Source organism: Arthrobacter sp. R3-55, assembly GCF_054161505.1.
In genome coordinates this window covers 4,126,687-4,148,695 of record NZ_CP096423.1, presented here as the reverse complement: position 1 = coordinate 4,148,695, position 22,009 = coordinate 4,126,687, and the positions used below count along the sequence as shown (strand labels likewise).

Here is a 22,009-nt window from a genome sequence, read left to right as displayed (position 1 = left end):
GCGTCTCGACGGCGGCATCCAGCCCTCCGCGCATACTCTCGACGACGCCACGCGGTGTGGTGCATGATGCGCCCTATGGAGAAACAGGATTCGTCCGCTGTCGCCGTTTCCGCTTTTGAGGAGCTGGGGGAGGACCTGGCGCCCGCCGACGTGGTGATGGGGCAGATGTTTGGTGCCACCTCACTCATGCTGAACAAGAAGGCGCTTGCCTGTTTGAACGGCGACAAGGTCGTCTTCAAATTAGGCCGGGACACCGCGGAGCACGCCCGCGCACTCGCGCTGCCCGGAGCCGTGCCCTTTGATCCATCAGGTTTGAACAGGCCCTACAAGGACTGGGTGGAGTTGCCGTTTGATGCGCATGAAGAGTGGCCGGCCTTTGCCGAAGCGGCGCTGAAGTTCGTGGCGGGTAAGTAGAGTCTTGTAGCTATTTCTGCAGGTCAAAACGTTGACATACCTTCGCGGGGATGATGGGTTGGAACCATCGGTTTTGGGGGGAACCAGCTGGGGACCTCCACCTCCGGGCTCCGATCTCCTGATCGTCAGCATCACAACTAATGTGGGGGTAATAGTGGTTGCATCAACAGCATCGCCAGAGACGGATCATCGCGATACCAAGCCTGGAAAGTCACCTAAGATCCGCGCCATCCTTGCCGGCGGCCTGGTGCTGGGGGTGGGCGCAGCCATTACCTTGGCCGCTTGGAACGATTCCGAATTTTCCCAAGGAACGTTCACCGCCGGTGCCTTCAACCTTGAGGGCAGTACGGACGGGACGACGTTCGGAGAGAACCCGGTCACCGCCCCGGCAACGCTGGGCTTCACCGCCACACCGGGCAACCTGGCACCCGGCGATGTGGTCACTGCGCCGTTCGCCGTCAGGTTGGACGACACAACAACCAACGATGCCACCGTCACCGTAACTACCGAAGCTTCCACCGGAGCCCTCACAGGCCTGACGTACTCGTTGACGCAGTCCGCTGGTTTCGGGTGCACTGAACCAGTGACGGAAACGCTGGTGGCCGCAGGACAGGCGTTGGGCACGACGCCGGGCAGCGTCACCTTCGACCTCGCGCAGGGGACAGGCACAGCCAACGGCGACGCCGTGAACCTCTGCTTCCGGATCACCGCAGACGATGACCTCGTCCAATCCCAATCCGGGACCACCACTTGGGAATTCGCCGCACAATCGCAGTAAGCCATGGGCCGACGACAAGCCGAAACCAAGCGCGGTGCGGCCCTGCTCCGCATCCGCGCACTCCTTGCAGGGGCACTGGTGCTGGGGCTCGGGAGCTCCGTGACCCTGGCCTCGTGGACTGACAGCGACTTCGCCACCGGTTCCTTCGGCGCGAGTGTGTTCGCCACGGAATCCAACGTCACCAAGCCGTACAGCGCGTCAGGGGCCTGGAGCCCCAACAACGCCTCGCCCGGTGCAGCGCTGGTTTTTACCGCGACTGCCATGAGCCCTGGCAGCGTGGTCTACGCACCCTTCGCCATCCGAACCACGGCAAACTCGGTGGCAGGCGAAGTGGTGCTCGGCGTTCCAACGGTTACCAGCAGCGGAACGGTAACTGCAGATCTTGGCGCAGCCTTGCGCTACCGGGTGGTTCGTTCCGCAACGTGCGACGCTGCCTCGTTCACCGGGAACCCACCATTTGTGGTGGGCACCGACGGCGCCAAGGCGTTCACGCAAGGGCAAGCGGCCGGCGTCGTCAATCCCTTGGCAGCTGCGTCGGCAACGTTGCCCGGAGCGCCTACCCAGTTCTGCTTCGAGGTCACGCTTCCGGCCGGTGCCAACAACGCCCTGCAAGGCCAAACTGCTACTGCGACCTGGCAATTTACGGCCACCTCAAACTCATGAGCCGCGGACAAATCCAGGGCAGGCTGCGGGAAACCGTGCTCAACGTCGCTGCCGCGGGCGGTGCCGTCTGCATCCTGGCAGTGGTGTGCGCGCTCTTGTTCAACATCACGTTGATCATGTTCAAGACGGGGTCCATGTCCCCGGCAATTCCGGCCGGATCACTGGCCGTGGTCCGGGAAATCCCCGCACAGGAGATCACCGTTGGGGACGTGGTCACCGTGGACAGGCCTGGAAAGCTGCCCATCACGCACAGGGTCCAAACCGTGGACCCTGCGGAGGGGGCCGCTCGAATGATCACCATGAAAGGCGACGCCAACACGGAAGCTGATCCCGCCCCTTATGTGGTGGAAAAAGTCCGCCTGGTGCTCTGGTCCGCGCCGGGGCTCGCGCACCCGCTGGCCGCTGCAGCCAACCCAGTGGTCCTGGGCGCCACCACGGTTGCAGTATCGGCGCTGGTGACATGGGTCCTGTGGCCAAGGAGCGCCGGCCGACGCAGGAGCGGACAGAATGTTGCGGCGTAGATCGGTGGGGATGGCGGGGCTGTTGCTGGCGGTGCCCCTCGCCGTCGTGCTTTCCGTGATGAATCCGCCGGCCGTCACCGAGGCGGCGTGGCAGCATGGACAGTTCGCGTCCGGCAGCTTCGGGACGGTGACCATTCCAGCTCCTGCGCTCAACGGCCAGTGCACATACAACCCGGGCGTCCTCGGACTGGGGGCCTACGTTCGTATTCTGTGGAAACCGCCAACCGGGTACACCTCAGCCAACGCGGAAGTGCAGGTATCCACCAGCGGATTGGGTTCGGCACTGGCGCCGCTGACAGGATTTTCGCTGACGTCCAACACCACGGGTTCGCCGGCGGCAGGCTATGTTACCGATGTTCCGGTCAATCTCCTGGGTGGGCTTCTGGGGCTTGGAACGGAGCTGCAGATTGCCATTGTGATCAAGGACGGTGGCTGGACTTCCAAGTCCGCCTCCGTAGCAACCAACGCGGGGCTGGTTGCCGGGTTGGGCGGCTCCTGCAGGAATCTGGCCGCCTGATCCATAACCTGTGGCGGCCCCGCCGGGGTTTCCTGGGGGAAAACTTCACCAGGAGGCCTTTCGCGACGCCTTGACACCAGAGAAAGCGGTGTCATCGGCTAAACTTGGCTGGTAAGAGCCCCGAACTCTTGCGTATGCCGGCCCTGGTGGCAGGCTGCACGGTTTCTTCGGGGCATTCTCATGTACGGCGTCTCGTCCTGGCCATCCGGCTGGGTCCGGGCCCGAAAGAATGGGGGAGGATCCCATGCCCGCTATCGTGATCGTCGGAGCCCAGTGGGGCGACGAAGGCAAAGGCAAAGCAACTGATCTGCTCGGTGGCCGCGTTGACTACGTGGTCAAGCCCAACGGCGGTAACAACGCCGGGCACACCGTGGTTGTTGGCGGTGAGAAGTATGAGCTGAAGCTCCTTCCCGCGGGCATCCTGAGCCCCAACGCCATTCCCATTATCGGCAACGGCTGTGTGGTGAACCTTGAGGCCCTGTTCCAGGAAATCGACGGCCTTGAAGCCCGTGGCGCGGACACTTCCCGCCTGCGTGTTTCGGCCAACGCCCACCTGGTTGCTCCGTACCACCAGGTGCTGGACAAGGTGACCGAGCGCTTCCTTGGCAGCCGCGCCATCGGCACCACGGGCCGCGGCATCGGCCCCGCGTACATGGACAAGGTGGCCCGCCTGGGTATCCGGGTCCAGGACGTCTTTGACGAGTCCATCCTCCGCCAGAAGGTGGAGGGCTCGTTGCGCCAGAAGAACGAGCTCCTGGTCAAGGTCTACAACCGCCGGGACATCATTGCCGACGAAATTGTGGAGTATTTCCTCTCCTTCGCCGAGAGGCTGCGCCCGCTGGTCATCGACAGCACACTGGTCCTCAACAATGCTTTGGACGAGGGCAAGGTTGTGCTCATGGAAGGTGGCCAGGCCACGTTCCTGGACGTCGACCACGGCACCTACCCGTTCGTCACCTCCTCCAACCCGACCGCCGGCGGCGCGTCGGTTGGCTCGGGCATCGGCCCCACCCGCATTTCCCGCTCCATCGGCATCATCAAGGCCTACACCACGCGAGTCGGTGCCGGCCCGTTCCCCACGGAACTGTTCGATGACATGGGTGTCTACCTCCAGAAGACCGGCGGTGAGTTCGGTGTGAACACCGGCCGTCCGCGCCGCTGCGGTTGGTACGACGCCGTCCTGGCCCGCCACGCTTCCCGCGTCAACGGCTTCACGGACTACTTCGTCACCAAGCTGGACGTCCTGACGGGCATCGAGCAGATCCCGGTCTGTGTTGCCTACGATGTTGACGGCGTTCGCCACGACGAAATGCCCATGACGCAGACCGAGTTCCACCACGCGGTGCCCATCTTCGAGTACTTCGACGGTTGGACCGAGGACATCACCGGAGCCCGCACCCTGGAAGACCTCCCGGAGAATGCGCGCAACTATGTGCTGGCCCTGGAAAAGCTGTCCGGCACGCGCTTCTCGGCCATCGGCGTCGGCCCGGACCGCGACCAGACAATCGTTGTTCACGACCTCATCAACGACTAGGTTTTACTGAATTTACGACGACGGCGGGTCACCTTGGTTCCTCATGGAACCGAGCGGTGGCCCGCCGTCGTGGTCTCAGGGGTGAGCACGCGACTGGCCGGGCGGGTTGTGCGGCCGGACGCTGCATGGCGGCGACGGATGGCATATTCGGCCACCGCGAGGTTGATCACCCAGGATGCGCCCATGAGAACTGCGCGGGTGGCCTCGTCCGTGGGACCCACCAGCAGGGTCCACGGCAGCAGCACCAAGGCCTGTGTTCCGGCGCCCACTGCTATGGCGTAGGCGCGCGTCATCCACGCTCCGTGCGCAGTGAAGTCACGTCGGCGGATCGCAAGGATGCCCATGATGATGCCCGCAACCATGGCGGAACCAAAAACCACGCGAAGAACCAGAAGAGCTTCGCCGTCGGTTTCCGGAAGGACGTAGAACACGGACATCCACAGGCCGGACAGGCCGGCGAGCAAGCCTGCCGGAATCAGAATGCGGCCGGCTGTTCGGTGCCAGGACCGCTTGCCGCGGCGAAGATTGGGGGCGAACTGGAAGGCTCCCAGCAGGCTGTAGACCGTGACAGTGACGATGTGGATGACCACCGGAAGGGGCGAGCTGAAGAACCTGGCATTTTGGGGCGTCACGGTAGAGCCGCCGGTCAGCTCGGTGAGCCGCGCCGCGCCGGCTAGCACTGGGATGAGGCTGAGGGCGATCAAGCCCATGGGGACCGCCCACGCAGCGCGGCGCTTGGCGCGAGGGGTGATGTTTTTGGATGTCATGGCTCTGCCTTGGCTACGAGGTGTACGGCGTACACCTTTATGGAAAACAGGCTAGGTGTACGCTGTAAACCTGTCAATCCCCATCGTGGAACAACCCGGTTTACTCGGAGGCCCGCCCATGACCCAGCACGCTGAAGCAGTACGACGCGTACCGCTGAACCGGGACCGGGTGCTTCAGGCCGCCGTCGTTCTCGCCGACGAGGTGGGCCTTGATGCGCTGAGCATGCGCCGGCTTGCCCAGGAGCTCAGCGTCGTTCCGATGGCGCTTTACAAGCACGTAGCCAACAAGGAGGAGCTCCTCGACGGCATGGTGGACGCCCTTGTGGGGGAGATCGACCCGCCCACCCCCGATGTTCCGTGGAAAACCGCGGTCCGCCTCCGGGTGCTTTCGGCCAGGCGCGTACTTCTTCGTCATCCATGGGCCCGCCCTGTGATCGAGACCCGTACCAACACCACCCCCGCCGTCCTGGGGTACATGGACACCTTTGTGGGAATGTTCCTGGCCGGTGGTTTCTCCGAGGACCTTACGCACCACGTGATGCATGCCATGGGAAGCAGGATGTGGGGCTTTACCCAAGAGGTCTTCGACGACGCAGGGCGGCAGGGCGGGAACCCGGAGCCGAAGGCGGCGCCGGAAGTCCAGGCCGCCATGGCGCAGATGATGGCAGAGAACTACCCCAACCTTTTTCGGATCGCGGTGTCCGCTGCGCATGACGACGAGTCAGTGGTGGGGAACGGCTGCGACGACCAATTCGAGTTCGAGTTTGCCCTGGACCTGCTCCTTGACGGATTCGAGCGGCTCCATCAACGGAACTGGACATCACACGGGAGGGCGCATGAGCACAGCGACTGAAGAAGGAGTCGGGTTCCGTTCCCGGCGCGGACCGATCCTGATTGCGCTGATGCTCGCCACAGGCCTCGTGGCGATCGATGCCACCATCGTTGCCACGGCCGTGCCGTCCATCGTGGCGGACATCGGCGGGTTTGCCTCGTTCCCTTGGCTGTTTTCGGCGTATTTGTTGGCACAAGCGGTCTCCGTGCCTGTCTATGCCAAGTTGTCGGATGTAGTTGGGCGCAAGCCGATGATCCTGGGCGGGATTGGCCTGTTCCTGCTCGGTTCCATTCTCTGCGGGCTGGCGTGGAGCATGCCGGCTCTGATCGCGTTCCGGGTGCTCCAAGGGCTCGGCGCCGGCGCGGTCCAGCCTGTGGCGATCACCATTGCCGGTGATATCTACACCCTGGCTGAGCGTGCCAAAGTGCAGGGCTATCTGGCCAGCGTGTGGGCCGTGTCTTCGGTGGTGGGGCCAACTCTGGGAGGGGTCTTCGCCGCATTGGGAATCTGGCGGTGGATCTTCCTCATCAACATTCCGCTGTGCCTGTTGGCCGGCTGGATGCTCCTCCGTACGTTCCACGAGAACGTGGAGCGGACCAAGCATCGGATCGACTACTTGGGAGCAGGGCTGCTGACGGTTTCCTTGAGCCTGCTGATCCTCGGGGCCCTGCAGGGTGGTCAGGCGTGGCCTTGGGACTCCGCGATCAGCATCTCCGTTTTTGCCGGCGGAGCCTTGCTGTTCGTCGCGTTCCTCCTGGTGGAAAGGAAAGCTGCGGAGCCGGTCCTGCCGCCATGGGTTGTCTCCCGCAGGCTGCTGGCGACGACGGCCCTGATCTCCTTCGGCGTTGGTGCGGTCATGCTGGGGCTGACTTCCTATGTCCCTACGTTCCTTGAAGGATCCCTCAAGACCTCGCCCCTTTTGGCCGGACTCGCCTTGGCGGCCTTGACCATTGGCTGGCCCATCAGTGCATCACAGGCCGGCCGGTTCTATCTCCGGATCGGGTTCAAGAGAACAGCTGCCATCGGCATCGTGATCACGGTCATTGGCAGCGCAGTTCTTGCCCTCACTGCCCAAACGCCCAGTGTTCTCCTGGTGGCGGTGGCCTGCTTCATTGTGGGCCTGGGATTGGGCCTGGTGGCAACGCCCAGCCTCATTGCCGCCCAGACCAGCGTGGAATGGAATGAGCGCGGCGTGGTCACCGGTACCAACCTCTTTGCCCGTTCCATCGGCAGCTCCATCGGCGTGGCCGTGTTCGGTGCCATCGCCAACGCGATCTATGCCAAGGGACCCGGTGGCGGCCCCGATCCGGACACTACGGTTGCAGCCTCCACTGCCGTCTTCATGGCGGTCCTTGTCAGCGCAGTACTAACGGTGGTGGCGGTCCTGGTGATGCCTTCCGATGGAAAGCTCAACACCAAGGAAGCGGCAAGGAAGCCCAGCTCGGAACCTGCCAACGACTAGTCTCAAAACATGGAGAATCTGATCACAGGCACCCTGGAAAAGTTGTTTGAAGGAACAGTGTGGGCCGAGGGCCCCCTGTGGATTCCGGAGTCGCAGACCGTTCGCTGGAGCGACATCCCCAACAACAGGATCCTCGAGTTCTCTCCAGCCACCGGCTCAACGCGCGAGTACGCCACCGGCGTTGAATACACCAACGGGCGAACACTTCACCGGGACGGCAGCGTGGTGCAGTGCAGCCACGGCCGACGGCGGGTGGAGAGGGATCACGACGGCGTGGTGACGCCGATCGTTGAAGCGTTCGGCGGGCATCGGCTTAACTCGCCCAACGACGTTGTGGTGGCCGGCGATGGAACGGTCTGGTTCACCGATCCGCCCTACGGAATCCTCCCCGGGACGGTCGAAGGGCATGAAGGTGAGCAGGAATACGGCGGTTGCTACGTGTTCCGCTTCGATCCTGAAACGCAGGAACTGACTGCGGTGGTCACCGATCTAGTGCACCCCAACGGCCTGGCGTTCTCCCCGGATGAATCGCTTCTCTATGTTTCGGACACTGCAGGACGCGGCTACGGAGTGCCGTTCCGCATTGCTGTCTATCCGGTTGAGGGCGGCGAATGCGGAGAGGGCAGGACCTTTGTTGAGCTCGAAGACGACGCCGCTTCGGACGGTTTCCGCGTTGACGCCGAGGGCCGGGTGTGGACCTCGGCTGGAGCGTCGGTCCGTGTCTACGACCACGACGGCGCGCTGCTGGCCGCCGTCGAGCTTCCTGAAAAGGTCTCCAATCTCTGCTTCGGCGGGCCCGACGGCCAGGATCTCTACCTCACAGCCACCACGTCCTTGTATCGGCTGCGCACATCGACGCGGGATGCCAGGGAGGCGCGCCAGCAATCCTGAGCAACGCTGAGGCGGATTAGTAAGGTTGCTGTAGGTCTGGGCGCGGTGATTCGATACGCTGGCATGGAGCAACAGCACTGCGATCGAGGGAGTGAACATGTCCGGAAGCAACCCCGACCCGTATGAGGACAAGATCACCGGCTTGGAGCCAGGCGGGGGAGTGCCCCCTGGGGAAACCCCTCCCGGCGAATCGTCAACGGCCGGCCCCCAAGGCCATGACGAGGGCGGACCCAGGAAGGGAACCCAGGTCTTCTGGCTGGCTGCCATCGGTGCCGGAGTCCTGCTCTCCCTGCTGTACTTCATCGGCTACATTGTGGGCTTCTTCGACTAGCCGGCAGGTCGTCGTCGTGCCTTCGTGGAATACGCTGCACTAAATGGGAGTTGGCGCTCATATGAAGGCAATGACTTACAGCGAATATGGAAGCCCCGACGTCCTGGAACTGACGGAGCGGCCCATGCCCAAAGTGGGGCCGGGCATGGTCCTGGTCAGGGTTAAGGCATCCTCGGTGAACCCGGTGGACTGGAAAATCATGGGTGGCTACTTGGACTCATTCATGGATCTCCAATTTCCGGCGATCCCCGGCTGGGATGTGGCCGGTGTTGTGGAAGCGGTTGGTATTGACGCTCCGCACTTCAAACCCGGCGACGAAGTGATTTCCTACGGCCGGAAGGACTACGTCCACGGCGGCAGTTTTGCCGAATACATCGCCTTGCCGGAACGGCTGCTGGCCCGCAAACCGGCATCATTGGACTGGAATGAGTCGGCGGGGCTGCCTTTGGCCGGTCTCACGGCGTTCCAGGTCCTCAACCGCTTGGGCGTGCGGTCAGGGGAGAGCATCCTGATCCACGGTGGATCCGGCGGAGTGGGCTCCCTGGCCATCCAGATCGCCGCAGCGCGTGGCGCGAAAGTGATCGCGACGGCGTCGGAGAAGAACCATGACTTCCTCAGGTCCTTGGGCGCCGAACCCGTTGCCTATGGCGAAGGGCTCGCCCAGCGGGTGAAGGCGTTGCGCCCGGAAGGGGTGGAGGTGGTGGCCGACTTCGTGGGCGGCAACCTCGAGGCAACACTGGCGGTGCTGGCCGGCAATGGCCGGCACGCCTCCATTGCCGACAGCGACGTGGAGGCCCATGGCGGCACCTGGATGTGGGTCAATCCCGTGGGTGCTGAACTTCAGGAGCTCGCTGACCTGGTGGACGAACACAACATCCGGGTGGAAGTGGCCACTGCACTTCCCTTGGCCGATGCGGCCGACGCCTTTCGGCTCAACATGGAAGGGCATACACGCGGGAAGATCGTGGTCACTGTTCCATAGGCGTGGCCACTGTTCCGGCAGGGCTCGACGGCGGGGCTCGACGGCGGGCTGCCGCGGCTAGCGCGCCTCGAGGTCCTCGAGCGTCTTGCCCTTGGTATCCGAGGACATCAGTGTTGCCACGGCCGAGACGAGGCAGATGCCCAGTGTTGTCAGGCCGATGACCATGGGAATGTTTGCGGATCCCGGGGGAGCGATGGCCGTGAAGAGGCTCGGGAAGAACGAGGCAATCATCAGGCCGATGTTCTGCGAGACGGCGAAGCCGGTCACCCTCATCCGCATGGGGAATTGCTCCTGGAAGAACGTGGCGAACGTGGCGTTCCACATCTGGAAGAGGATGCCCTGGACGATCACGACGCAGACGAACACCAAGGGCAGGCTGCGCTGTTCGATCGACCACAGATACCCCACGGTCAGCAAGCCGCCGGCGATGCCACCGGCCACCATCAGTGTCCGCCGGCCGATCTTGTCGGACAGGGCGCCGAACAGCGGGATGGTCAGGACTGCGGCCACGTTGGCAGCCAGGGTAACCCAGAGGAACTCGCTGCTGGAGAAGCCGATCCCGTAGCCCTTCTGGGTGGCGAAGGAGACGCCGAAAATGAGGGTGGCCATGCCGATCACGTTGGTGAACGTCATGATGATGCAGCGGACCAGAACCCAGGGGTGGGTGCGCAGGAGGTCCACCAGCGGGAAGCGGCGCTTGGCGGCTACGTCATCGGACTGGGCCAAGTACGCGGGCGGTTCTTCGACGCGGCGGCGGATAACGTATCCGGCAATGATCACTACGGCGCTGAGCAGGAACGGCAATCGCCAGCCCCAGGAGTGAAACTGCTCTTCCGGGAGGAGTGCTGCGAGTGGAATCAGTACGGCGGTGGCGAGGATGGAGCCCACCTGCGTGCCCTGCAGGCTGAAGCTTGCGAAGAACCCGCGCTTTGCATCCGGGGAGTGCTCCACGATCATCGCGCTGGCGCCACCGAGTTCACCTGCCACCGCAAATCCCTGGATCAGCCGGAGAATCACCAGCAGGACGGGGGCCAGGAGGCCCACCTGTCCGTAAGTGGGCAGGAGCCCGACCGCAAAGGTGGCGAAACCCATGAGCAGCATCGCGAAGACCAGCACCTTCTTGCGTCCGTGCCGGTCTCCGTAGGCGCCAAGGATCACGGCACCGAGCGGGCGGGAAACGTAGCCCACGGCGTAGGTGGCCAGCGAGGCAATGATGCCTACCGTGGCATTCTCGGTGGGAAAGAAAATGGTGGGAAACAGCAGCGTCGCTGCCAGTGAGTACAGGGCGAAGTCGTAGTACTCCAGCGCACTTCCGATCCAACCGCTCATGGCGGCCTTCTTCGGATCCTTCTGCCCGGTGGTCGGTGCAGGGCTGGTGTTTGGTTCGGGGGAGGTGCTGAGGTCCCTCCGGTGCGTGACTGTCACGTCGCTGTACTCCTCTGGCGTCGTTGGCAAGGAACAAGAACTCTTCCCATCCAGGACTGAACAGAGTGGTCATTCAGCGTGAGGAAGGTTACATCTTGAATCGATTCATAAATCATAGATCGAGATGTGAGCTACGTCAACGCACGACGACGGCAGCTCGCCTCCGGTTCCGTGGGGAACCGGGGCGAGCTGCCGCCGTCGTGAATGTTTTTGCTGGTGAGTGGCTACTTGGCCAGGAAGCGCAGCAGGACCTCGTTGATTTCGGCGCCGTGCGTCCAGAGCATGCCGTGCGGGGCGTCCTCGATCTCCACGTATTCGGCGGAGGGCAGGCGCTTGGTGAACTCGCGGCCGGTGGCATCGATGGGCAGGATGCGGTCATCGGTGCCGTGGACGATCAGGGACGGGACGGTGACCTTCTCGATGTCGGAGCGGAAGTCCGTGAGCCAGGAATCCACCACTGCGAAGGATGCGTACCAGGACGAGCCGGCGGCGACGTTCCAGGCATTCTGCAGGGCTTCTTCGCTGAGGCGGTTGCCCAGGAAGTTATCGGTGTTGAAAAAGTCGTTGTAGAAGTTGGTGAACCAGGCGTAGCGGTCCTCGATGGCGGCGCTGCGGATGCCGTCGAAGACTGTGGACGGAACGCCGGTGGGGTTGTCGTCCGTCTGGAGGAGGAAGGGTTCGAGGGATGCCAGGAATGCGGCCTTGGCAATACGGGCTTCACCGTAGGTGCCGAGGTAGCGTCCAACTTCGCCGGTGCCCATCGAGAATCCGACCAGCACCACGTTCTGCAGGTCCAGGGTTTCCAGTACGGTGTTCAGGTCCGCCGCGAAGGTGTCGTAGTCATAGCCGGTGGTCGGCTTGCTGGACTTGCCGAATCCGCGGCGATCATAGGTGATGACCCGGTAGCCGGCGTTGAGGAGGGCTGCCGACTGCTTCTCCCAGGAGCCGCCATCCAGTGGGTAGCCGTGGATCAGGACTACGGGCTGGCCCGTTCCGTGGTCTTCGTAGTAGAGCTCGATGTCCGTGGTGTTCTCGGTGCCAACCTTGATGAAACCCATGATGTGTCCCTTTTCTCGAAGTGGAGAACGGTCGTTCTCCCTCTGTGTTCTCCATAGTAGAGAACGTTCGTTCTCAATGCAAGTAGAATAGGTACATGGATATTTCCGAGGTTCGCGAACGCATCGTTGTCACCGCCGACGAGCTCTACAACGCCAAGGGAATCCAGGCCGTCGGCATGGATGAACTCCGCTCTGCGGCCGGGGTTTCCTTGAAGAAGCTCTACGGGGAATTTCCCTCGAAGAGCAGCATCGTCATGGCTGTCCTGGAGCACCGGCACCAGTCCTGGACCGAAGGACTCGACGCAACGGTCCAACAAGCCCGAACACCCCGGGATCGCCTCCTCGCCATCTTCGACTACCTTGCGGGATGGTTCTGCCAGGATTCGTTCCGCGGGTGCGGGTTCATCAACAGCTTCGCTGAACTGGGTGCGGTGAGCCCCGAAGTTGCCGAGTATGCGCGGAAGCACAAGGAATCGTTCCAGGAATACGTCGGACGCCTGGCGCTCGAGGCAGGCGCACCGGCCTACCTGGCGCCGCAGCTGGCGATCCTCGCCGAAGGAGCCCAAACCACTGCTGCCATCGCAGGAACGTCCGATGCCGCCGGACAGGCACGTCAAGCAGCCGAAGTCCTGATCGACGCAGCCCTGCCGGCCGACTAGGCTTCTGACACGCGTTCCAACGCTGCAGGAAGAAGACTATTCGTGTTCGAAGCCCCCAGCATCTTGTTCCTTTCGGCCGGCTTTGCGGTGTTGGCCGCAGCGGTCCTGCCGAAATTGCTGCGCAACATGCCCCTCTCCATGCCCATGGTCTTCCTGGGCAGTGGCATGCTGGCGTTCACCCTGCTCCCGGACCTGCCCAGCCCCGATCCTGTGCAGTACGCGGATTTCACCACACACCTGTCCGAAGTGTGCGTCATCATCTCGCTCATGGGTGCCGGATTGGCCCTGGACAGGCCCTTCCGTTGGCGCGGCTGGACCACCACCTGGCGGCTCCTGGGAATCGTCATGCCGTTGTGCATCCTGGTGATGACCCTCCTGGGGTTGTGGGTGTTGGGGCTGGGGCTGGCTGCTGCCATCCTCGTCGCGGCAGCGCTTGCCCCTACTGACCCCGTGCTGGCCTCCGAGGTCCAGGTGGGAAAGCCCGCCGACACCGAAGATGACCCGGACGAGGATGAGGTCCGCTTTGCCCTGACCTCCGAGGCAGGCTTGAATGACGGCCTGGCTTTTCCCTTTGTGTACCTGGCCATCCTCATCAGCGTGGTGGGGGCATCACCGGAAGCCTGGCTGGGGGAGTGGCTTGGGGTGGATGTCCTGTGGCGCATTGGGGTGGGAGTGCTGCTCGGTTTCGGAACCGGAAAGCTCCTCAGCCTGATCTTCTTCGCCGCCAAGGGCAAGAGTTTCCGCTTATCCGAACACTCCGAGGGCTTCGTGGCGCTCGCAGCTACCTTCCTGGCCTACGGCGTTGCGGAGATGCTGGAAGGCTACGGCTTCGTTGCGGTGTTCCTCTGCGCCCTGACCATCCGCTCCGCTGAGCACAATCATTCCTATCACCAGGTGCTGCACAGTTACGTGGAGCAGCTGGAACGCCTCATGACCGTGGTGATCCTGGTGCTCCTTGGCGGAGCCATAGCCCGGGGATTGTTGGAGGGAATCGGCTGGGCCGAGCTGTTGGTGGCGTTCGCGTTCCTCTTGCTGGTCCGCCCTTTGGCTGGATGGCTCGGATTGATGGGCGGCAAGACCGGACCGCGCGAAAGACTTGCCATCTCCTACTTTGGAATTCGCGGCATAGGGTCGCTCTATTACGTGGCATATGCGCTGACCCATGGAAACTTCGATGCCGAGGCACGTGAGCTGTGGGCCTTGATCGGTTTGGTGGTTGCACTGTCCATCGTGGTGCATGGAGCCACCACCGCGCCGCTGATGAACAGGCTGGATCGACTCCGGGCTGCTGAAGCACGGAAGCAGCATGGTGATGAAGGCCGGGCGCCAACAACTGCTGTTTAGCAATGAATCTGCTCCGCAGCCATGGAAGACTGGACGCATGTCTCCCCGTCCCATGAAACCGCGCCCCTCTTCCGACGACGTTGACAATGAAAGCACGCCGCTGAGCAAAGGTCGCCGTCACCTCGCCATGAGGCTCGACGACGCGTGGCTTGGTTTTCAGACCCGTCTTGCGATCCGGCGTGGCCGGGTTGAGACCGTGATCCCTTACACGGGGTACGGCAGCACCTCCTGGGTCCGGGTATTGGCGCGTGTAGTACGCAGTGATCCCCGGGACGCTGCCGGTCACGCCAAACCCCTGCAGGAAAGCATGCGTGGTTGGCGCAACTTCACCAGTGCGCCCGTGGCCCATGCCCGGGTGAACGTGACCATCGCGGGCACCGTCTTTGATGTCAGGGCTGACCGCGGGGGCGTCGTGGATGCTCGTATTCCGGTAGCACTGGGTGCCGGCTGGCACACCATCACGCTGCAATCCGGGGAGTCCGAAACCGTGGAGGCTCCCGTGGAGATCGTCGCGGACGATGCCCATTTCGGCGTCGTGTCCGATATTGACGACACCGTCATGGTGACCGCGCTGCCGCGTCCCTTCCTCGCCGCCTGGAACACGTTCGTCCTCAACGAGCATGCCAGGACTCCCACCCCGGGCATGGCTGTGCTGTATGAGCGGATCGCCAGGACGGCACCCAATGCCCCGGTGCTGTACCTGTCCACCGGGGCGTGGAACGTCGCCCCCACCCTGTCCCGCTTCCTGTCCCGGAACTTGTACCCCGCCGGTCCCAAGCTCCTCACCGACTGGGGTCCCACTCCTGACCGCTGGTTCCGCAGCGGCCAGGAGCACAAGCGGACCTCGCTGGAGCGCCTGGCGGAGGAGTTCCCCACCATGAAGTGGCTGTTGGTGGGCGATGACGGACAGCACGATGAAGCCATCTATTCCGAATTCGCCCAGCGTCATCCGGACAAGGTGAGGGCCATCGCCATCCGCCAGCTCTCCGTGGGTGAAGCGGTGCTGGCCGGTGGACGGTCAAAGTCCGGCGGCCAACCCACTCCCGGCATTCCTTGGATCTACGCCCCGGACGGCGCCGGCATGTCTGCCCAGCTCGAGGAACTTGGCATCATCCGGAACGAAGTACTCTCCGCCGATGACCCCGAGGAAGGCGAAGTCCACACCGCATCGGAGTGATGGCTACGCTGAGTGATGGCTAGGCGACGTCGATGAACACCGGGTTGGCATAGAACCAGGTATCCGTCCATGGGTCAGCGTCGCCGAGGTTGTCTCCATGGCGGATAGGCCCGGCAGGGTCCACGGCCGCGCCGTAATAGCCTGCGCCATGGCGGTTTCCGTCGCTGCCGCGGAGGCGGAAGTAGCAGGAACCCTGTACATCCTTGATGACGTGCTTGATGGTGAACGTTCCCGTTCGCCCGGAAACATCGATCTGCTTCCATACCGTTGTGCCAGGGGCCCTCAAAGTGTCGCGATCTGCCGCGGCGCCGGTTACGGAGCCACCTATGACGTCTACGTGCGCGAGCTTTGGCACGATGCCCGCGGAGTTGCGGTAGTCCGTCGTCGTGATGGTGATGGAAATTTCGACGTCGGCACCTCGCCTCACCTGCAGGCGGGAACCGAGGGTGACGCCGTTGCGTCCGTTGCTGCTGCCGACGCCGTGTCCGCGCACTTCACGCACGCGGACGTCCAGTCCATGGAGCAGGTGGCCGTGATCCACCCACATGCGACCATTGCGCATCGCTTCCAGGACGCCGGTATAGGAGCGCTGGGTGACGCCGGTGTGGAGGCGGCTGAACTGTCCCGGCCAGTAGTCGCTGCCGCCCTGCTTTTCGCCGGTATCGAACGGATCGGGACGCTTGCCTGTGACCGACCAGCGGTCGAATTCGTTAGGCAGGCTGAGGTAGGGCTCCTCGGCAGGGTAGGGGCCGGTCTTCCAGGTGTCCTTGATGGTGAGGTGGTTGTCCGAGTTGGACGTGATCCAAAAGGGCAGACCTTCGGCGAGCATGGAATCCCACACACCGCCTACGGTGGCGGTGGCCCAGTCGAAGCCGCCATAGGGGCGGAAGGCGTCCGCGGGGTAGCCGGGGAAGCTGTACTGGGTGGGGTTGTTGGTGTACTCGCCGCGTTGGTCGCCCGCCCTGGAGAATTGGCTGACTCCGGATCCTTGTGCGCCGGGTGCGCCTTCCATGCCGATCATCACCTCGCGGGCGGCGTCACGCCATGCGCGCAGTTCGTGCGGGGAATCGATGCCCAGCCTCATGGGGTGGTTTGCCAGGGCTACGACGTCGTCGACGTAACCGGAGCGGCGCTGGCCGGCCAACCAGGCGATGGCCTCAACAGCTTTTCTCTCGAAGGTTTCAACTTGTGCAGTTCCGGGGGTTGGCTTCTCCCATTGGTTCAGCTTTCCGTCCCATACAAGTTCGAAGGTCCGCAGGAGGTTCACTTCATTGGGGCCCGGGGCGACCATCACGGTGGCATGCTCGGCGCCGGGGATGTACCACTCAAGTCCCTGGAAGATCAGCAGCCCGGGACGTGCTGCACGCTGCGCTTGGATCTCTTTGTTGGCGTTGACTGCCCCGCCGTTGTTGGCATGGCCGAAGTTGCTGTGTTCCGTCAGAGCCAGCCAGTCAACGCCGTAGGCCTGGGCGGCATCGAGTTGCTGCTTGATCATGTACTTTGCGTCGTGGCTGTACTGGGTGTGGACGTGGTGGTCTCCGACGAGCCATTTCAGCTGGGGGTCGTTCCCGCCCGGGTTTGCCATTGCGGTGCTGGCCGTCGCTGCCGAGGCTGCAGTGCCGGCGGCCAGGATGCCGGCCGACTGAAGAATGCGTCGGCGGCTCAGCCCCATGGTCTTCAGCTCAGCATCGGCCAGTTCCACACTTCGGCTGTGGGTGGTCTTGTTTTCTTCTGCGGTGCACATGGCATCTTCCCTCTGTTGATTCCGATCCCCCCAGCGGGATCACAGTAGGGAAGCGGCGTGGCGCGGAGGTTAACCGGACGGGAACGGCAGAGGGCCTCAGCCGCCCGCCTGGCTGAGCGCCTCCGCATCCTTGGGCGCGCCGATGGATCCCCGGTGAATCAGGGTTGCCACCAGTTCCGGAGCGGGCCCCGTGGATTTCCTGCCCTCGATCCGGCGGATCAGTGCTGAAGCCGCCGCAATTCCCATGTCGTAGACGGGCTGCGCAATCACGGTGAGCGGGGGAGTGGTCAGTCGTGTCCAGGCAAAGTCGTCGTACATGAGGAATGAAACGTCGTCCGGGATGGACAGACCCGATTCCTGGATGGCTTCCACAACGCTCAAGGCGATCAGGCCGTCGGAGGCAATAATTGCCGTGGCGGGGTCCGGTCCGCCCAGAAGCTCCCTCGTGATGCGCCTGATGGAATCGGCATCTCCTGCGCTGAGCCGGATGAGGTCCGAGGGGTAGGGAAGCCCGGCGTCGTCGAAAGCCCGGTGGATTCCGTCCAGTCGGTCTGAGATTTGCGAGGAGTCCAATTTCATCCCGGCCACATAGGGTGCGTCTGTGCGAACGGTGGATACAAAGGCAATCCGCCGATGCCCCGCTTTGATCAAGTGCGCCGTGGATTCGTAGGAAATGCTTCCCATGTCCACCGCAAAGGTCTCAACATCAACCCCTGTAGCGGCACGATCCAGCAGCACCAACGGCCGCCCGGACTCGCGGACCTGCTGCAGATGCGAGGTTTCCAAGGATGATGCCGGGGCCACAATAAGCCCGTCCACCCGTTTGTCCAGGAGAACACGGACAGCGTCCACCTCGGCAGCCCGTTCCTCGTCCGTGTTGATGAGGATCACGTTGTAGCCGCTCTTCTTTGCGGTGTCCGTGATGCCGCGCATGGCGAGGCCGAAGTGGGGGTTTTCGATGTCGCCCACCACCACGCCAATGGTGTTGGATTTGCCGGTGTTCATGCTGCGGGCAAGCTCATTGGGCCGGTACTCAAGCTCCTCCGCCGCGGCCAGGACGCGCTCGCGGACGTCATCGCTCACGGCGCCGTAATTGCCCAGCGCCCGGGCGGCTTGTGCTTTGGACACTTTCGCGGCTTTGGCGACGTCGGCAACCGTTACGTCCCGTCGTCGGGATCCGTCAGTGCTCATGTTCACCTTTCAAGAGGGGTGTTGACGCGGCTTTGTGAGTTCCGCTACATTTCTTATCAATCGATGTGAGTCCGGTCTCAATCCTAGGTGTTGAGACCGGACTCAACAAGACCCCGCATCGAGCAATAACTTTCAGCGGCTCCTGACAGCACCGCTTCCCTCCCACGATTGGACAACGCTGTGATTAAACTGAAATTCCGCCCGGCAGCGCTCGCAGCAGCAGCCCTGGCGGCCATTCTCGCCCTCTCCGGCTGTGGCGGATCTTCCGCAAGCTCCTCGCCGTCGGCAGAAAACCCGTACGGCCTGATCGAGCCCGGCACCATCCGGGTGGCCAGCCTGGGCGACTCCAAGCCCTACACGTTTACGGACGGCTCCGGTAACTTCACCGGCTTTGACGTGGAACTCTTCAAGGACGTGGCCCACCGCGCCGGGGTAGACAATGTTGTCTTCACCGGACAGGACTTTTCCGGCCTGCTGGCAGCGGTCGCCAACGGCCAGTTCGACGTCGGCGTGGCAGCTATCGGTATCACGGACAAGCGCAAGGAAACCGTGGACTTCTCCGAGGGTTACCTCGCCGGATACCTGACGGTCATCACCACCAAGACTTCGGGGATCAAGGACGCCGATGCCCTCAACGGCAAGCGCCTCGGCGTGGTGCAAGGCACCCTGCAGGAAGCCTACGCAGTGAAGAACTTCACCTCTGCGCAGCTGGTCCGCTTCCCGGACAACAACACCGCCATCTCGGCAGTGAACAGCGGCTCCGTGGACGCCCACTTCCTGGACTACGAGGCAGCCAAGGAATACCAGGAGCAGTTCGGACTGGTCAGCGCTGCGGACATTCCCTCTTTTGATGCCCCCGCCGGCTTCGCAATCGCCAAGGACAAGCCTGCCTTCAAGGAAGCACTGAACAAGGGTCTTGCCGAAGCCATGGAGGACGGTACCTGGAAGAAGCTCTACGAGAAGTGGTTCCCGGGCTCCCCGATGCCGGAGCAGTACCTGCCCAAGGCTGAGCAGACCTCCAGCCCTTCACCGACCGCCAGCAAGTAAGCCACCCCGCACAACTAACGTCTGAGAGCACTCAATGGATTGGCTCAATACCATCAGCCGCACCTTCTTCGACTTTGAAGCCATGGTCGAAGTGCTGCCCCAACTCCTCGGAGTCGGCCTCCTGAACACCCTGATCATCTCCATCGCAGCAACCATCCTCGGCGTAGTGATGGGCATGGTGGTGGCGGTCATGGGCATCTCGCGGTCCAAGTGGCTGCGCATCCCGGCAAGGATCTACACGGACCTCTTCCGCGGCCTGCCCGCCATCCTCACCATCCTGCTGATCGGCCAGGGTTTCGCGCGGTTGAGCCAGTCGGTCTTCGGGCCCTCCCCCTACCCGCTGGGAATCATCGCCCTCAGCCTCATCGCCAGCGCTTACATCGGTGAGATCTTCCGGGCCGGCATCCAAAGTGTGGACAAGGGCCAGGGGGAAGCTTGCCGGGCTTTGGGCATGAGCTACTCCAAGTCCATGGCCTTGGTGGTGGTGCCGCAAGGCATCCGCAGGGTCCTCCCGGCCTTGGTGAACCAGTTCATTGCGATCGTCAAAGACTCATCCCTGGTCTACTTCCTGGGACTCCTGGTCAGCGAGCGTGAACTGTTCCGGGTTGGTCAGGACGCCGCAGTACTGTCCGGCAACCTTTCACCGCTGGTCATGGCAGGCATCTTCTACCTGATCATCACGGTGCCCCTGACCCACCTGGTCAATTACTTCGACAACAAGTTCCGCACCGGTCGTCGTCGTCCCACGGCGCCCACCAGTGGTCTGAAGGAAGTCAAGGAACTCGATGCGGCCTCGCCGCTCATCACCGGGAGCAACACGTGAACCTCACAAGCAGCAGCAACGCCACCAGCACCAAGAATTCAGCACAGGATATTGAGAAGTTTCACGGCTCCAGCCTGGAACTGCGAAACCTGACCATGGCATACGGGGACGTTGAGGTGCTCCGAAACGTCAGCCTCAACGTGGCACCAGGAACCACCACCTGCATCATCGGCCCCTCCGGATCAGGGAAGTCCACGCTCCTGCGCGGCGTCAACCGCCTTCACGAACCCAAGAGCGGCGACGTACTGCTGGCCGGGGAGAGTGCACTTAAGGTCAAGCCGGACATTCTCCGGGCACGCATCGGCATGGTGTTCCAGCACTTCAACCTCTTCCCGGATCACACCGCCTTGGAGAACGTGGCGCTGGCCCTGTGGAGCGTCAAGGGAATGTCCAAATCCGAGGCCCGCGAACGTGCCCGGCGACGCCTTGCCGAAGTCGGTCTCGCCGAACGGGCCGATCACCGGCCACGGGACCTTTCCGGCGGCCAGCAGCAACGCGTCGCGATTGCCCGGGCACTGGCCATGGAGCCGGAGGTCATGCTCTTCGATGAAGCCACCAGTGCGCTGGATCCCGAGCTGGTCAAGGGCGTCCTCAACCTCATGGCAGGCCTTGGGCGTCGGGGCATGACCATGCTGGTGGTCACCCACGAGATGGGCTTTGCCCGGAAAGTGGCAGACCAGGTGGTGTTCATGGATGAGGGCGAAGTGGTGGAAATCGGAACCCCCACCGAGCTCTTCGACAACCCGCGCAGTGAACGCCTGCAGCGCTTCCTCTCGGAAGTGCTGTGATGGCGGAGGTAACTACGGCACCCATCCGGACCGCCGTCGTCGGGTTCGGCGTCTCGGGCAAGGTGTTCCACGCGCCGCTCATCGAAGCGGACCCGAACTATTCCCTGGACGTTATCGTGACCGCCGATCCGCAGCGCGCGGCGGAAGCGCGGCGGCTTTACCCGCAGGCCAGGATTATCCCCACCCCGGAGGACATGTTCACCCTGGCCGGGGACCTTGACCTCGTGATCCTTGGGACGCCGCCGCTGACCCACCTGGAACTTGGTGCCACGGCAATCGCCCATGGGCTCAACGTGGTGGTGGACAAGCCTTTCGTCACCACGGTGTCCCACGGTGAGGAGCTGGCTGCCCGCGCGTCCGACGCCGGTGTGCAGCTCACGGTATTCCAGAACCGCCGGTGGGACGCCGACTTCCTGACGCTGCGAAAGCTGCTGCGGGACGGCGCCCTGGGCGAGGTGCGGACGTTTGAATCGCGTTTTGAATGGTGGCGTCCGGAAGGGTTCGGGAACTGGCGCGATTCCGCCACCTTGGCTGAGGGAGGGGGCATCCTCCACGACCTCGGCGCCCACCTGATCGACCAAGCAATCCAGCTGTTCGGCCCGGTGGAGGACAGCTATGGCGAGACCGCCAACCACGGCCCCCACCCGGAAGCTGCCGACACCGAAGCTTTCGTGTCACTGCTGCACCAATCAGGGGTCCGGACACGGTTGTGGATGAACGGAATGGCCGCCCAAGGAGGCCCGCGCTTCCACGTCCTAGGCTCCAAAGCCGGGTACACCAAGTGGGGACTCGACGGCCAGGAACCTGCCCTCGCGGCCGGCATCACGCCGTCGGACGCTTCTTACGGCCGCGAACCCCAGGAGTCTTGGGGGCTGCTGGGAGTGGACGGAACAGCTACGCCGGTCCCGGCGGAAAAGGGCGACTACCCACAGTTTTACAGGGAACTAGCGTCCTCGCTCCGCGGCCAAGGGGCCCTTCCCGTCCAGCCGGCCGAAGCGCTGGAAACCCTCAGGATCATCGAAAGCATCCACGCGTTCGCCTAGGCGCGACACAAAGCATCT

The 22,009-nt window shown here is 63.2% G+C and carries 23 protein-coding genes; 18 read left to right on the top strand and 5 right to left on the bottom strand.

The window, feature by feature from the left end:
• Positions 1 to 75 precede the first annotated feature (75 nt).
• The 6 genes from M1D51_RS18920 (at position 76) to M1D51_RS18895 (ending at position 4,427) form a co-directional block, all read left to right on the top strand.
• On the top strand, positions 76 to 414 hold the full coding sequence (locus M1D51_RS18920) for a hypothetical protein (RefSeq protein ID WP_458107592.1): 339 nt from the start codon (positions 76 to 78) through the stop codon (positions 412 to 414).
• Between the two features lie 154 nt (positions 415 to 568).
• A complete protein-coding gene (locus M1D51_RS18915) occupies positions 569 to 1,192 on the top strand; it encodes a SipW-dependent-type signal peptide-containing protein (RefSeq protein ID WP_458107591.1) in 624 nt (207 codons plus the stop codon).
• Positions 1,193 to 1,195: 3 nt separating this feature from the next.
• Positions 1,196 to 1,855 carry a SipW-dependent-type signal peptide-containing protein gene (locus M1D51_RS18910; RefSeq protein WP_458107590.1) on the top strand — a complete coding sequence of 220 codons (660 nt, stop codon included), beginning with the start codon at positions 1,196 to 1,198 and terminating at the stop codon, positions 1,853 to 1,855.
• On the top strand, positions 1,852 to 2,376 hold the full coding sequence (locus M1D51_RS18905) for a signal peptidase I (RefSeq protein ID WP_458107589.1): 525 nt from the start codon (positions 1,852 to 1,854) through the stop codon (positions 2,374 to 2,376). The genes M1D51_RS18910 and M1D51_RS18905 overlap by 4 nt, the downstream gene beginning before the upstream one ends.
• Positions 2,363 to 2,893: a hypothetical protein gene (locus tag M1D51_RS18900; protein WP_458107588.1), complete on the top strand. Its 531-nt coding sequence runs from the start codon at positions 2,363 to 2,365 to the stop codon at positions 2,891 to 2,893. Before M1D51_RS18905 ends, M1D51_RS18900 begins: the two co-directional genes overlap by 14 nt.
• A gap of 244 nt (positions 2,894 to 3,137) precedes the next feature.
• Positions 3,138 to 4,427, top strand: coding sequence for an adenylosuccinate synthase (locus M1D51_RS18895; RefSeq protein WP_144663349.1), 1,290 nt, complete (start codon positions 3,138 to 3,140; stop codon positions 4,425 to 4,427).
• A gap of 41 nt (positions 4,428 to 4,468) precedes the next feature.
• Here the strand turns inward: M1D51_RS18895 and M1D51_RS18890 are convergent, their stop codons facing one another.
• Positions 4,469 to 5,194 (bottom strand): DUF2306 domain-containing protein, encoded by a 726-nt coding sequence (locus tag M1D51_RS18890; protein ID WP_172322671.1) that lies wholly within the window; start codon positions 5,192 to 5,194, stop codon positions 4,469 to 4,471.
• Positions 5,195 to 5,312: 118 nt separating this feature from the next.
• Between M1D51_RS18890 and M1D51_RS18885 the strand changes: the two genes are divergently transcribed.
• From M1D51_RS18885 to M1D51_RS18865, 5 genes are all read left to right on the top strand, one after another.
• Complete coding sequence (locus tag M1D51_RS18885; protein WP_458107587.1) at positions 5,313 to 6,047, top strand: TetR/AcrR family transcriptional regulator; 735 nt, start codon at positions 5,313 to 5,315, stop codon at positions 6,045 to 6,047.
• A complete protein-coding gene (locus tag M1D51_RS18880; protein ID WP_458107586.1) occupies positions 6,031 to 7,488 on the top strand; it encodes an MFS transporter in 1,458 nt (485 codons plus the stop codon). Before M1D51_RS18885 ends, M1D51_RS18880 begins: the two co-directional genes overlap by 17 nt.
• Positions 7,489 to 7,497: 9 nt before the next feature.
• Entirely contained in the window at positions 7,498 to 8,379 is an 882-nt protein-coding gene (locus M1D51_RS18875) for an SMP-30/gluconolactonase/LRE family protein (RefSeq protein WP_458107585.1), read from the top strand.
• A 97-nt stretch (positions 8,380 to 8,476) separates the two neighbouring features.
• Positions 8,477 to 8,710, top strand: a complete 234-nt coding sequence (locus tag M1D51_RS18870) for a DUF6480 family protein (protein ID WP_458107584.1) — start codon at positions 8,477 to 8,479, stop codon at positions 8,708 to 8,710.
• A gap of 61 nt (positions 8,711 to 8,771) precedes the next feature.
• Positions 8,772 to 9,692 carry an NADP-dependent oxidoreductase gene (locus tag M1D51_RS18865; protein ID WP_458107583.1) on the top strand — a complete coding sequence of 307 codons (921 nt, stop codon included), beginning with the start codon at positions 8,772 to 8,774 and terminating at the stop codon, positions 9,690 to 9,692.
• 57 nt (positions 9,693 to 9,749) lie between these two features.
• Here M1D51_RS18865 and M1D51_RS18860 read toward each other — a convergent pair whose 3' ends face one another.
• Positions 9,750 to 11,117, bottom strand: coding sequence for an MFS transporter (locus tag M1D51_RS18860; RefSeq protein ID WP_458107582.1), 1,368 nt, complete (start codon positions 11,115 to 11,117; stop codon positions 9,750 to 9,752).
• A 224-nt stretch (positions 11,118 to 11,341) separates the two neighbouring features.
• Positions 11,342 to 12,175, bottom strand: a complete 834-nt coding sequence (locus M1D51_RS18855) for an alpha/beta fold hydrolase (protein ID WP_172322664.1) — start codon at positions 12,173 to 12,175, stop codon at positions 11,342 to 11,344.
• Between the two features lie 95 nt (positions 12,176 to 12,270).
• On the opposite strand from M1D51_RS18855, the gene M1D51_RS18850 reads away from it, so the two are divergent.
• Genes M1D51_RS18850 through M1D51_RS18840 form a run of 3 tightly spaced genes read left to right on the top strand, consistent with a single transcriptional unit; the run spans position 12,271 to position 15,355 of the window.
• On the top strand, positions 12,271 to 12,834 hold the full coding sequence (locus M1D51_RS18850; RefSeq protein ID WP_172322663.1) for a TetR/AcrR family transcriptional regulator: 564 nt from the start codon (positions 12,271 to 12,273) through the stop codon (positions 12,832 to 12,834).
• A 42-nt stretch (positions 12,835 to 12,876) separates the two neighbouring features.
• A complete protein-coding gene (locus M1D51_RS18845) occupies positions 12,877 to 14,178 on the top strand; it encodes a cation:proton antiporter (RefSeq protein WP_458107581.1) in 1,302 nt (433 codons plus the stop codon).
• 37 nt (positions 14,179 to 14,215) lie between these two features.
• Positions 14,216 to 15,355 carry an App1 family protein gene (locus M1D51_RS18840; RefSeq protein WP_458107580.1) on the top strand — a complete coding sequence of 380 codons (1,140 nt, stop codon included), beginning with the start codon at positions 14,216 to 14,218 and terminating at the stop codon, positions 15,353 to 15,355.
• 19 nt (positions 15,356 to 15,374) lie between these two features.
• Here M1D51_RS18840 and M1D51_RS18835 read toward each other — a convergent pair whose 3' ends face one another.
• Positions 15,375 to 17,099 carry a PHP domain-containing protein gene (locus M1D51_RS18835; protein ID WP_458107579.1) on the bottom strand — a complete coding sequence of 575 codons (1,725 nt, stop codon included), beginning with the start codon at positions 17,097 to 17,099 and terminating at the stop codon, positions 15,375 to 15,377.
• A 96-nt stretch (positions 17,100 to 17,195) separates the two neighbouring features.
• Positions 17,196 to 18,290, bottom strand: coding sequence for a LacI family DNA-binding transcriptional regulator (locus tag M1D51_RS18830; protein WP_458107578.1), 1,095 nt, complete (start codon positions 18,288 to 18,290; stop codon positions 17,196 to 17,198).
• 180 nt (positions 18,291 to 18,470) lie between these two features.
• Here M1D51_RS18830 and M1D51_RS18825 point away from each other — a divergent pair, with 180 nt between their 5' ends.
• The 4 genes from M1D51_RS18825 to M1D51_RS18810 are packed head-to-tail and all read left to right on the top strand — an operon-like array spanning position 18,471 to position 21,991.
• Positions 18,471 to 19,337, top strand: coding sequence for an ABC transporter substrate-binding protein (locus M1D51_RS18825; RefSeq protein ID WP_458107577.1), 867 nt, complete (start codon positions 18,471 to 18,473; stop codon positions 19,335 to 19,337).
• 34 nt (positions 19,338 to 19,371) lie between these two features.
• Positions 19,372 to 20,160, top strand: coding sequence for an amino acid ABC transporter permease (locus M1D51_RS18820; RefSeq protein ID WP_172322657.1), 789 nt, complete (start codon positions 19,372 to 19,374; stop codon positions 20,158 to 20,160).
• The gene (locus tag M1D51_RS18815) at positions 20,157 to 20,948 is read left to right on the top strand and encodes an amino acid ABC transporter ATP-binding protein (RefSeq protein ID WP_309138334.1); all 792 of its coding nucleotides are present in this window, start codon (positions 20,157 to 20,159) and stop codon (positions 20,946 to 20,948) included. Before M1D51_RS18820 ends, M1D51_RS18815 begins: the two co-directional genes overlap by 4 nt.
• Positions 20,948 to 21,991, top strand: a complete 1,044-nt coding sequence (locus M1D51_RS18810; RefSeq protein WP_458107576.1) for a Gfo/Idh/MocA family protein — start codon at positions 20,948 to 20,950, stop codon at positions 21,989 to 21,991. Before M1D51_RS18815 ends, M1D51_RS18810 begins: the two co-directional genes overlap by 1 nt.
• The last annotated feature ends 18 nt before the right edge of the window (positions 21,992 to 22,009 follow it).

Excerpts from the sequence above, each read along its gene's own strand:
- M1D51_RS18920 (WP_458107592.1), top strand. The coding sequence starts at position 76 with ATGGAGAAACAGGATTCGTCCGCTGTCGCCGTTTCCGCTTTTGAGGAG.
- M1D51_RS18910 (WP_458107590.1), top strand. The coding sequence starts at position 1,196 with ATGGGCCGACGACAAGCCGAAACCAAGCGCGGTGCGGCCCTGCTCCGC.
- M1D51_RS18905 (WP_458107589.1), top strand. The coding sequence starts at position 1,852 with ATGAGCCGCGGACAAATCCAGGGCAGGCTGCGGGAAACCGTGCTCAAC.
- M1D51_RS18900 (WP_458107588.1), top strand. The coding sequence starts at position 2,363 with ATGTTGCGGCGTAGATCGGTGGGGATGGCGGGGCTGTTGCTGGCGGTG.
- M1D51_RS18895 (WP_144663349.1), top strand. The coding sequence starts at position 3,138 with ATGCCCGCTATCGTGATCGTCGGAGCCCAGTGGGGCGACGAAGGCAAA.
- M1D51_RS18890 (WP_172322671.1), bottom strand. The coding sequence starts at position 5,194 with ATGACATCCAAAAACATCACCCCTCGCGCCAAGCGCCGCGCTGCGTGG.
- M1D51_RS18885 (WP_458107587.1), top strand. The coding sequence starts at position 5,313 with ATGACCCAGCACGCTGAAGCAGTACGACGCGTACCGCTGAACCGGGAC.
- M1D51_RS18880 (WP_458107586.1), top strand. The coding sequence starts at position 6,031 with ATGAGCACAGCGACTGAAGAAGGAGTCGGGTTCCGTTCCCGGCGCGGA.
- M1D51_RS18875 (WP_458107585.1), top strand. The coding sequence starts at position 7,498 with ATGGAGAATCTGATCACAGGCACCCTGGAAAAGTTGTTTGAAGGAACA.
- M1D51_RS18870 (WP_458107584.1), top strand. The coding sequence starts at position 8,477 with ATGTCCGGAAGCAACCCCGACCCGTATGAGGACAAGATCACCGGCTTG.
- M1D51_RS18865 (WP_458107583.1), top strand. The coding sequence starts at position 8,772 with ATGAAGGCAATGACTTACAGCGAATATGGAAGCCCCGACGTCCTGGAA.
- M1D51_RS18855 (WP_172322664.1), bottom strand. The coding sequence starts at position 12,175 with ATGGGTTTCATCAAGGTTGGCACCGAGAACACCACGGACATCGAGCTC.
- M1D51_RS18850 (WP_172322663.1), top strand. The coding sequence starts at position 12,271 with ATGGATATTTCCGAGGTTCGCGAACGCATCGTTGTCACCGCCGACGAG.
- M1D51_RS18840 (WP_458107580.1), top strand. The coding sequence starts at position 14,216 with ATGTCTCCCCGTCCCATGAAACCGCGCCCCTCTTCCGACGACGTTGAC.
- M1D51_RS18835 (WP_458107579.1), bottom strand. The coding sequence starts at position 17,099 with ATGTGCACCGCAGAAGAAAACAAGACCACCCACAGCCGAAGTGTGGAA.
- M1D51_RS18830 (WP_458107578.1), bottom strand. The coding sequence starts at position 18,290 with ATGAGCACTGACGGATCCCGACGACGGGACGTAACGGTTGCCGACGTC.
- M1D51_RS18820 (WP_172322657.1), top strand. The coding sequence starts at position 19,372 with ATGGATTGGCTCAATACCATCAGCCGCACCTTCTTCGACTTTGAAGCC.
- M1D51_RS18810 (WP_458107576.1), top strand. The coding sequence starts at position 20,948 with ATGGCGGAGGTAACTACGGCACCCATCCGGACCGCCGTCGTCGGGTTC.